Source organism: Streptomyces sp. NPDC041122, from assembly GCF_055592445.1.
Genome location: NZ_JBVIYQ010000004.1, coordinates 598,035 through 607,459, shown reverse-complemented (window position 1 = coordinate 607,459; position 9,425 = coordinate 598,035). Strand labels below are relative to the sequence as shown.

Here is a 9,425-nt window from a genome sequence, read left to right as displayed (position 1 = left end):
TTCCTGCGCGAATACAAGGACGACCTCGTCCTGTGCGTCCACAACTTCTCCCGCTTCGCCCAACCCACCGAACTCGACCTCCAGACCTTCGAAGGACACCACCCCGTCGAACTCGTCGGCGGCGTCCGTTTCCCGGCCATCGGTGAACTCCCCTATCTGCTCACTCTCGCGGGACACGGCTTCTACTGGTTCCGCCTGCGCGACGACCTTCCTCCGCCCCGTCCGGCGGCCCCCGCCGTGCGCCTCTGAAGGGACGTGTCGCATGCTCGAGACCGCACCGCTCACACAGGACAGCCTCAGCCCGCCCCTGGTGCTGAGGTCACTGGCCGGGCTGCTCCGGGAATGGCTCCCGAAACAGCGGTGGTTCGCGGCCAAGGGATGGCCCATCACGGACCTCTCCGTGGTGTCGATGACCACGCTGCACCCGGGCTGTCTCCATCTGCTGATCAGCACCCGGCACGACGGGACGAGCCCGCACTGCTACCAACTCGTCCTCGGCATCCGCGAGGAACTGCCGCCCCGGCTCCACCACGCGGTCATCGGCAGGCCCACCGCGGGCCCGCTCGCCGGACTCAGCGTGTACGACGCCCTGTTGGACCCCCGCTCGGCAGGGCTGCTGCTCGATCGGCTGCGCACGCCGGGCGCGGCGGGACCGCTGCGCTTCGAACGCGACGCGGGCAGCGAGGTGCCGGCCGGGCTCACGCCACGGCTGCTCGACGGCGAGCAGTCCAACACCTCACTGGTGTACGGCAACCGCTTCATCCTGAAGCTCTTCCGCCGCATCCAGTACGGCACCAACCCGGACCTGGAGGTGCCGCGCGCGCTGGCCGGTGAGGGCTGCGCGCGGGTGCCGGCTCCGGTGGCCTGGTTCTGGACCGAGCAGCCGCGCAGGACGACCCTCGGCGTGCTCCAGCCCTTCCTGCGCGACGCGACGGACGGCTGGACGATGGCGCTGCAATCCCTCGACGCGGGCGAGGAGTTCACCGACGAGTCGTACGAGCTCGGGCGCGCCACCGCCGAGGTGCACCTCGCCCTGGCCCAGGTCTTCGAGCCCCGGCCGCCGGACCGCCGCGAGGGCGCGGAGCTGGCCGCCGCGATGGCCGAACGCCTGGAGGCGGCCGCGGGCCAGGTGCCCGCGCTCGCCCCGTACGTGTCCCGCCTGCGCGGCGCCTACGACGTCGTCGCCGCGGGCGCCAGGCAGCGGCCCGACCAGCGGATCCACGGCGATCTGCACCTGGGCCAGGTGTTGCGGGCCGGGGACCGGTGGTACGTCATCGACTTCGAGGGCGAACCGGCCAGGCCGCTCACCGAACGCCGCCAGCTGCAGGCCCCGGTGCGCGACATCGCCGGCATGCTCCGCTCGTTCGACTACGCGGCCCACAGCGAGCGCCCCTGGCAGCCGCAGTGGGCGCACCGCTGCCGCGAGGCGTTCTGCGCGGGCTATGCCGCGGCGGCGGCGTGGGACCCGCGCGCGGAGACCGCGCTGCTGCGGGCCCACGAAACGGACCGCGCCGTGTACGAGGCGCTGTACGAGGCCCGGCACCGGCCGGAATGGCTGCCCGTGCCCATGGCGGCGCTGGCCCGGCTGGCGGAGGGCCCATGACCCACGCCCCGGCCACCGCTCTGACGAAACGTTTCTGCTCGCCGGATCCGCTCGCCCGACGCGCCGCCCGCTCGATCCACCGCCCCGCCGATCCCCCGACCCGTCCCCACCCCTCACCAGAGGAGAGCTGAATCCGTGGCCACCACCGATACGTCCGCTCCCGACCCGGCGGCCGCCCTCCTCGAGCGCCCGCGCCCCACGCGGCCCGTCCGCGCGGTCAAGCGGCGCGCGGCGGACCGCGACACCCGTCCCGACGCGTCGCTCGACACCGTCCCGGCCGAGGCGCTGCTCGCCCCCGAGGACCGCGCCCGGCTGCTGTCGGGCACGCACCACGATCCGCACGCCGTGCTCGGCGCGCACCCGGTGCCCGGCGGGATCGCCTTCGTGGTCCTGCGCCCGTTCGCCGAGGCGGTGCGGGTCGTCGTCGAGGACGGGCGGAGCCTGCGGCTGGACAGTGTGGGGGACGGCTTCTTCACGGGCGTCCTGCCACCGGCTTCCGACGCCCCGGACCCGGCCGCCGAGCAGGTGACCCCGATCCCCGCGTACGAGCTGCGCGTGACGTACGAGGGCGGTGAGGCCGAGCTTGAGGACCCCTACCGGTTCCTGCCCGCCCTGGGCGAACTCGACCTGCACCTCATCGGGGAGGGGCGCCACGAAGAGCTGTGGCGGGCGCTGGGCGCACACCCGATGACCCACCAGGGCGTGCGCGGCACCCGCTTCACCGTCTGGGCGCCGAACGCCCGGGGCGTGCGGGTGTGCGGCGACTTCTGCCACTGGGACGGCACCGCCCACCCCATGCGCTCCCTCGGCGCGAGCGGCGTGTGGGAGCTGTTCGTGCCCGGGATCGGCGAGGGCACGCTGTACAAGTTCGACATCACGCGCGCCGACGGCTCCCGGAGCATGCGGGCGGACCCGATGGCCCGCCGTACGGAGGTGCCGCCGGCGACCGCCTCGATCGTGGACGTCTCGGCGTACGAGTGGCGGGACGACGAGTGGATGCGGCGGCGCGGCGACGTACCGGTCCACGAGGCGCCGTTCTCGGTGTACGAGGTCCATCTCGCGTCCTGGCGGCCCGGATTGACGTATCGTCAGCTCGCCGAGCAGCTTCCCGCGTACGTGTCCGACCTGGGCTTCACCCACGTCGAGCTGATGCCCGTCGCCGAGCACCCCTTCGGCGGCTCCTGGGGCTACCAGGTCACCGGCTTCTACGCCTCGACCGCCCGCCTCGGCACCCCCGACGACTTCAAGTTCCTCGTCGACGCGTTCCACCAGGCCGGCATCGGGGTGCTCATGGACTGGGTGCCCGCCCACTTCCCGCGCGACGACTGGGCGTTGGCGGCGTTCGACGGGGAGCACCTGTACGAACCGGCCGACCCGCGGCGCGCGGAACACCCCGACTGGGGGACGCTCACCTTCGACTACGGCCGCAAGGAGGTCCGCAACTTCCTGGTCGCCAACGCCACCTACTGGTGCGAGGAGTTCCACATCGACGGCCTGCGCGTGGACGCCGTGGCCTCGATGCTCTACCTCGACTACTCCCGCGAGGAGGGCCGGTGGGCGCCCAACGCGCACGGCGGCCGGGAGAACGAGGACGCCGTCGCCTTCCTCCAGGAGATGAACGCGACCGTCTACCGGCGCTGCCCCGGCGTGGTCACCATCGCCGAGGAGTCGACCGCGTGGGACGGCGTCACCCGGGCCACCCACGAGACCGGCGCCGGCGGTTACGGCGGCCTCGGCTTCGGCCTCAAGTGGAACATGGGCTGGTCGCACGACTCCCTGCAGTACGTCGCGCACGAGCCCGTGCACCGCCAGTACCACCACTCGGACCTGACCTTCGCGATGGTCTACGCGTACAGCGAGAACTACCTGCTGCCCCTCTCCCACGACGAGGTCGTGCACGGCAAACGCTCGCTGGTCTCCAAGATGCCCGGCGACTGGTGGCAGCAGCGCGCCAACCACCGCGCCTACCTGGCCTACATGTGGGCCCACCCCGGCAAGCAACTCCTCTTCATGGGACAGGAGTTCGCCCAGGGCGCCGAGTGGTCGCAGGAGCACGGACTCGACTGGGGACTCCTGGACGAGGCCTGGCCGGCCCGGCCCGACCACCTCGGCGTGCAGGAGCTGGTGGCGGACCTCAACCACCAGTACCGGACCGCGCCCGCCCTCTGGGAGCAGGACACGACGCCGGCCGGGTTCTCCTGGGTCGTGGTGGACGCGGCGCAGGACAACGTCGTGGCCTTCCTGCGGTACGCCAAGGACGGCACCCCGCTGCTGTCGGTGAGCAACTTCTCCCCGGTGGTCCGCCACGACTACGCGCTGACGGTGCCGGACTCCGTCGGCGCCTGGCAGGAGACCCTCAACACGGACGCGGCCCGCTACGGCGGCGCCGACGTCCGCAACCCGGGGCCGCTGAAGCCCGAGCGGCCCGCGGACGGCGAAGGGCCGGGACGCCTGCGTGTGACCTTGCCGCCGCTGGGAACGTTGTGGCTGCGTCCGGCGTGACCGGTGGCCCGCCGGCCGACCGCTGAAATCGAGACCCGACACGGAGACCGACACGGAAAGGGGCATCCCATGCCTGCTGGATCCAGCAAGAAGCGCGAGCGACAGTTCGAGCACATCAAGGACAGCGCCGAGGACCGTGGAGTCTCCGAGGGGCGCGCCAAGGAGATCGCCGCCCGTACGGTGAACAAGGAGCGCGCACGCTCCGGTGAGTCGAAGACGGCCTCCAAGACCTCGACGCGCGACAAGAAGTCCGCCTCCGAGCGCGGCGGCGAGCGCTCGCACAGCGGGGCCGAGGGCCCGACCCGCGACCAGCTGTACGAGGAGGCCAGGAAGAAGAACATCGAGGGCCGCTCCTCGATGAACAAGAAGCAGCTCAAGCAGGCGCTCGGCCGCTGAGCACCGGTCGCACGTGCACGGCACCGTTCCGGGTGGCCGGAGACCCGCAGCGGTCTCGGGCCACCCGCACGTGTGTTGCGCCGCCTGAGCCCCGGCGCCGCTCCCGGGAGCCGGACCACCGCTCCCCGCTGATTACCGCTGCGGCCCTCGCCGACGGCAGGATGAGCGCATGACAGAGATCCGCACGCCCCGCCTCCTCCTGCGCCGCTGGCACGACGACGACCTCGTGCCCATGGCGGACATCAACGCGGACCCCCGCGTCATGCACTGGATCGAGGACGGCTCGGTCCACGACCTGGAGCGCACGGCGGACGAGATCGAGCGCTGGGAGGACGAGTGGGACGACGAGGGCTTCGGCCTCTTCGCCGTCGAGCTCCTGGCCTCGGGCGAGCTGGCCGGGTTCACGGGCCTCACCGTCCCCGAGTTCCTGCCCGAGGTCATGCCCGCCGTCGCCGTCAGCTGGCGGCTCGGCACCCCGTTCTGGGGCCAGGGGTACGCGTCCGAGGCCGCCCAGGCCACGCTCGAATTCGCCCTCCAGGACCGCGGCCTCGACCGGGTCATCAGCATCGACCGCCCGGAGAACCGGGCCTCCGCCAACGTCATCGCCAAGCTGGGCATGACCCCCGAGCGCGTCACGGACCACCCGGAGTACGGCTATCCGCTGAGCGTCCACGCGATCGACCTCACCGAGTACCAGGCCTGATCCGCCGGCGAGATCGCCGATGAGTGTTTCCCCTCGTTCGTACGGGTACGCGCCCCACGAGCCGGGTTGAACCCGGAGCAACCGGGATGAACAAGGAGGAAACATGCAGCTGTCGTTCCTGGGCCCCCTCTTCGACCGCGCGGGCCCCTGGGCCACGGTCTACCTCGACCCCGGCCAGAACGACGAGGCCGGCGCGAAACGGCGTGAGCTGTCCGTACGGGAGGTCTGCCGGACGCTGGAGGAGCAGGGCGCCGACGCGGCGACCGTGCGGGCGGTCGCCGACGTCCTGACCGACACGGCCGCCGCGGAGTACCCCGCGGGCCGCGTCGTCTTCGCCACCGGCGGCGAGGTGGTGGTCAGCCACCGGCTCTCCCGCCCGCCGCAGGGACAGATCGCCTGCTGGGCCCCGCTGCCCCGGCTCGCACCACTCCTGGAGCTGGCCGGCCAGGATCCCGTCTGCCTCGTCGCCTACATCGACCGGACCGGCGCGGACTTCGAACTGCGCGGAGCAGCCGGCGCCCGCGACGCCGGGGGAGTGGAGGGCCGTCAGTGGCCCGTGCACCGCACCGCCTCCTCGGACTGGTCCGAGCGCCGCTTCCAGCTCAAGGTGGAGAACGCCTGGGAGCAGAACGCGGTCGAGATCGCCGAAGCGCTGGCGAAGGCGTACGAGGAGTCCGGCGCCGAACTGGTGGTCCTCGTGGGCGATCCCCGGGAACGCCCGTCCGTGCACGCCAAACTCCCGGACGCGGTCCGTGAGGTGACCGTCGAGACCGAGCACGGGGGCCGGGCCGCCGGTTCCGCTTCGCCGCCCCTGGAAGAGGACATCGCGCGGGCCCGCCGACGGCTCGCCGGCCGTCGCGTCGAGGAGGCCCTGGACCGCTTCCGGGCCGGACGCGTGGGAACCGACCGGCCGACGGACGCCGTCGAAGGCGTTCCCGCCGTGGTGGAGGCCGCCCGCGAACACCGCGTCGGCACGCTGCTCCTCCGGCCCGGCGGCCCGGATCTGAGCCGTGAGGTCTGGGTGGGCACCGGGCCCGACCAGATCGCGGTACGGCGGACCGACGCACAGACGCTCGGTGTCGGCGACCCCGTCCCGGTGCGCGCCGACGACGCCCTCCTGCGGTCGGCCACCGTTACCGGAGCCGACGTACGGGTCGTCCCGCTGCCCGGCGCCTCCCGGGCCGACGGTCCGGAGCCGGGCGCGGCGGACGACACCGACCCGGCGGGCGGCCCGGACGTCGGCGCGCCCGACGCCGCCGACGTTCCGGCCGGGGGCCTGGGCGCCCTGCTGCGGTGGACCTACTGAGGTGAGCGGGCGTACCCGGGCGGGGGGAGACCCCGTCCGGTTGCCCGGCGCCGGTCGGGGCCCGACCATGAGCTGGGGGCGTTGTCACGAGCGGAGGGCACCGTGCCATCAGAGGGTGCAGGGCTGCGCGGCGCCGGGCGGCCGCGGGCCGCGACGCGGCGGGGAGCGCCGGAACCGGTGGAGACGGACGACGTGAGCCGGCGGGCAGCCGCGTCCAGGGCCGCCGTCGAGCGGGCCGCGAGCGTGCTCGTGAGCGTCGGCCGGTGCACGGCCGCGGAGGCGCGGGACATCCTGCGGAGGGTCTCGCTGGCCACGGACATCAAGCCGTTCCACGTCGCTCAGCTGGTCGTCGAGTGGGGCCGCACCGGCTCCCTCTGCGCCGACATACGGCATGAGCTGGAGCGGCAGCTGCTGCGCCACTCCGGGGCCCGCGAGGTGATCGAGGCGATCTGAACGCGGACCGGCCCTGCCGCTCCTCTTCGGCTCCGTGATGCTCCGCTCGCCGGCCCGGACCTCCTGGTCGCCACCGCACCTATTTCCCGGCCGACGAGGGGCGGAATGCCCCGTACGGGCGGTCACCCGGAGCGCGGACCGACCTGGACGTGGCACGTGTGCGGGCTCCCGACGGGGTTCCGGTTGTCGTGCGGCGCGACAGGGGAGTGAATGAATCCATGGACGTCGTCGGTCTGGAACGAGCACCGCGGGAGCGGCGGGACGCCGAGGTGCGGCTTGGGCACGGCAGCCGCGCGCGTACGTCCACGGCAGCCCCGCGCGCACGTCACGGAGGTCCTACCGGGCTCGGCCCGGCCTCCCGGCACCGGGCGGCCGATCCCTGTCGGATGACCTGAGCCTCAACACCCTCGCCCGCCGACTCCCAGCCCCTTCGACCCCCGCACCGAGTCCGACCGGAGAGGACCCCCATCATGCCGACGCCGAAAGCGATCGACACCGGCCCGGAATTCCCTCCGCACGTGCTGCGCGAGTACGCGCTGCTCGCCGACGGGGAACGGGGTGCCCTGGTCGGTCCGCACGGGGACATCTCCTGGATGTGCGCGCCCCGTTGGGACTCCGATGCCGTCTTCTCCTCGCTCGTCGGCGGCAGCGGAACCTACGCCGTCACCCCGCTCGACCCCCGGCACGTCTGGGGAGGGTTCTACGAGACCGGCAGCCTGATCTGGCGCAGCCGGTTCATCACCGACGAGGGGCCCGTCGAGTGCCGGGAGGCCCTCGCCTTCCCCGGCGAGGCCGAGCGGGTGGTGCTGCTGCGCCGGGTGCTCGCCACCGACTGCCCGGCACGGGTCAGGGTCGTCCTAGAACCCCGCGGCGCGTTCGGCGGCGACAGCAGCAGCCACGTCCGGCAGCACGACGGGGTATGGGCGGGGAAGACCGGGCCGCTGCACTGGCGGTGGACCGGCGCGGAGGCGGCGCACACGAGCCGTGCCCCGGACGGCAACGGTGAGCTGCTCACCCTCGAACTGACCGTGCCCCGGGGCGGCCACCACGACTTCGTCCTGGAGCTGTCGCCCCACACCCTCCCCGGCGCACCGGTGGACGCCGGCACGGCCTGGGCCGCTACCGAGGCGTCCTGGGCGCGGGCCTGCCCCAAGCCGCCGGAGACCCTCGCGACCCGCGACGCGCACCACGCCCTCGCCGTCCTGCGCGGCCTCACCAGCAGCGGCGGCGGGATGGTGGCCGCCACCACCATGTGCCTGCCCGAACGCTCCGGCGCGGGCCTCAACTACGACTACCGCTACGCGTGGATCCGCGACCAGTGCTACGCGGGCATCGCCGCGGCCGGAGCCGGTGCCACCGGTCTTCTCGACTCCGCCGTCGGCTTCGTCTCGGGACGGCTCCTGCAGGACGGCCCCGAGCTCAAACCCGCTTACACCGTCACCGGCGGCCCGGTCCCTTCCGAGCAGACCCTGGACCTGCCCGGCTACCCCGGCGGCACCGACAGGATCGGCAACTGGGTCAACCAGCAGTTCCAGCTCGACGCGTTCGGCGAGGCTCTCCAACTCCTCGCCGCCGCAGGCCGTGTGGACCGCCTCGACTCCGAGGCATGGCGCGCCGTGCAGACCGGTGTCAGCGCCGTCGAAGAGCTGTGGAACCGGCCCGACGCCGGCATCTGGGAGATCGACGACCGGCCCTGGACGCACTCCCGGCTCACCTGCGTCGCCGGGCTGCGCGCGATCGCCGCACTGCCCGGCGCCGGCCGCCAGGTCGCCCGCCTCACCTCCCTCGCGGAAGCCGTCCTCGCCGAGACCTCCCGCACCGGCCTGCACCCCGACGGCCACTGGAAGCGGTCCCCGGACGACCCCGGCGTCGACGCCGCGCTGCTGCTCCCGCCGGTCCGCGGCGCGCTGCCGGCGGACGATCCCCGCACCCTCGCCACCCTGCGCGCCGTCCGGCAGGAACTGGTCCGCGACGAGTACGTCTACCGCTTCCGGCACGACCGGCGCCCGCTCGGCGAAGCCGAGGGCGCGTTCCTGCTGTGTGGCTTCATGATGGCGCTGGCCGAGCACCAGCAGGGCCATACCGACCGCGCCCTGCGCCTCTTCGAGCGGAACCGGGCGGCCTGCGGACCGCCCGGGCTGTTCTCCGAGGAGTACGACATCACCCAGCGCCAGCTGCGCGGCAACCTCCCGCAGGCCTTCGTCCACGCCCTGCTCCTGGAGTGCGCGGGGAGCCTCACCGAGGACCCGCTGCCCCGGTCCCAGCGCCGACCCGTGTGACCGACGGGCACCCCGCACCCGGCAGCGGTGCACACCCCGCCCGGTCCGGAGGAGAGGCCCTAGCCCAACCAGGTCCAATCTGCCCCCCAACCCTCGCCCGCCCGGTGCGTCCCCGCCGCCGGTGCGCGCCGACCGGACGATGTTGGTGCCCGGCGTGCGTGCCGGTGGATGACCTCGGCACCG

At 73.5% G+C, this 9,425-nt stretch carries 8 protein-coding genes; all 8 read left to right on the top strand.

The features are described from left to right. Window positions 1–249, top strand: a 249-nt coding sequence (locus ACZ6B8_RS18860) for an alpha-glucosidase C-terminal domain-containing protein (protein WP_471607907.1), incomplete at its 5' end; no start/stop codon positions are given. Between the two features lie 13 nt (window positions 250–262). Next, window positions 263–1,603 (top strand): maltokinase N-terminal cap-like domain-containing protein, encoded by a 1,341-nt coding sequence (locus ACZ6B8_RS18855; protein WP_471090648.1) that lies wholly within the window; start codon window positions 263–265, stop codon window positions 1,601–1,603. A gap of 135 nt (window positions 1,604–1,738) precedes the next feature. After that, on the top strand, window positions 1,739–4,105 hold the full coding sequence (gene glgB / locus ACZ6B8_RS18850; protein ID WP_471607906.1) for a 1,4-alpha-glucan branching enzyme: 2,367 nt from the start codon (window positions 1,739–1,741) through the stop codon (window positions 4,103–4,105). Window positions 4,106–4,174: 69 nt separating this feature from the next. Next, window positions 4,175–4,501: a plasmid stabilization protein gene (locus tag ACZ6B8_RS18845; RefSeq protein ID WP_471607905.1), complete on the top strand. Its 327-nt coding sequence runs from the start codon at window positions 4,175–4,177 to the stop codon at window positions 4,499–4,501. A gap of 169 nt (window positions 4,502–4,670) precedes the next feature. Next, complete coding sequence (locus tag ACZ6B8_RS18840; RefSeq protein ID WP_471090654.1) at window positions 4,671–5,204, top strand: GNAT family N-acetyltransferase; 534 nt, start codon at window positions 4,671–4,673, stop codon at window positions 5,202–5,204. A gap of 103 nt (window positions 5,205–5,307) precedes the next feature. Continuing rightward, complete coding sequence (locus ACZ6B8_RS18835; RefSeq protein ID WP_471090656.1) at window positions 5,308–6,510, top strand: baeRF2 domain-containing protein; 1,203 nt, start codon at window positions 5,308–5,310, stop codon at window positions 6,508–6,510. 192 nt (window positions 6,511–6,702) lie between these two features. Then, the gene (locus tag ACZ6B8_RS18830; protein WP_471607904.1) at window positions 6,703–6,963 is read left to right on the top strand and encodes an ANTAR domain-containing protein; all 261 of its coding nucleotides are present in this window, start codon (window positions 6,703–6,705) and stop codon (window positions 6,961–6,963) included. Between the two features lie 470 nt (window positions 6,964–7,433). Further along, entirely contained in the window at window positions 7,434–9,242 is a 1,809-nt protein-coding gene (locus tag ACZ6B8_RS18825) for a glycoside hydrolase family 15 protein (RefSeq protein WP_471607903.1), read from the top strand. Window positions 9,243–9,425 lie beyond the last annotated feature (183 nt).

What these genes read in the sequence shown, in the direction of transcription:
- ACZ6B8_RS18845 (WP_471607905.1), top strand. Translation starts at nt 4,175, where the DNA reads ATGCCTGCTGGATCCAGCAAGAAGCGCGAGCGACAGTTCGAGCACATC.
- ACZ6B8_RS18835 (WP_471090656.1), top strand. Translation starts at nt 5,308, where the DNA reads ATGCAGCTGTCGTTCCTGGGCCCCCTCTTCGACCGCGCGGGCCCCTGG.
- ACZ6B8_RS18825 (WP_471607903.1), top strand. Translation starts at nt 7,434, where the DNA reads ATGCCGACGCCGAAAGCGATCGACACCGGCCCGGAATTCCCTCCGCAC.
- ACZ6B8_RS18855 (WP_471090648.1), top strand. Translation starts at nt 263, where the DNA reads ATGCTCGAGACCGCACCGCTCACACAGGACAGCCTCAGCCCGCCCCTG.
- ACZ6B8_RS18840 (WP_471090654.1), top strand. Translation starts at nt 4,671, where the DNA reads ATGACAGAGATCCGCACGCCCCGCCTCCTCCTGCGCCGCTGGCACGAC.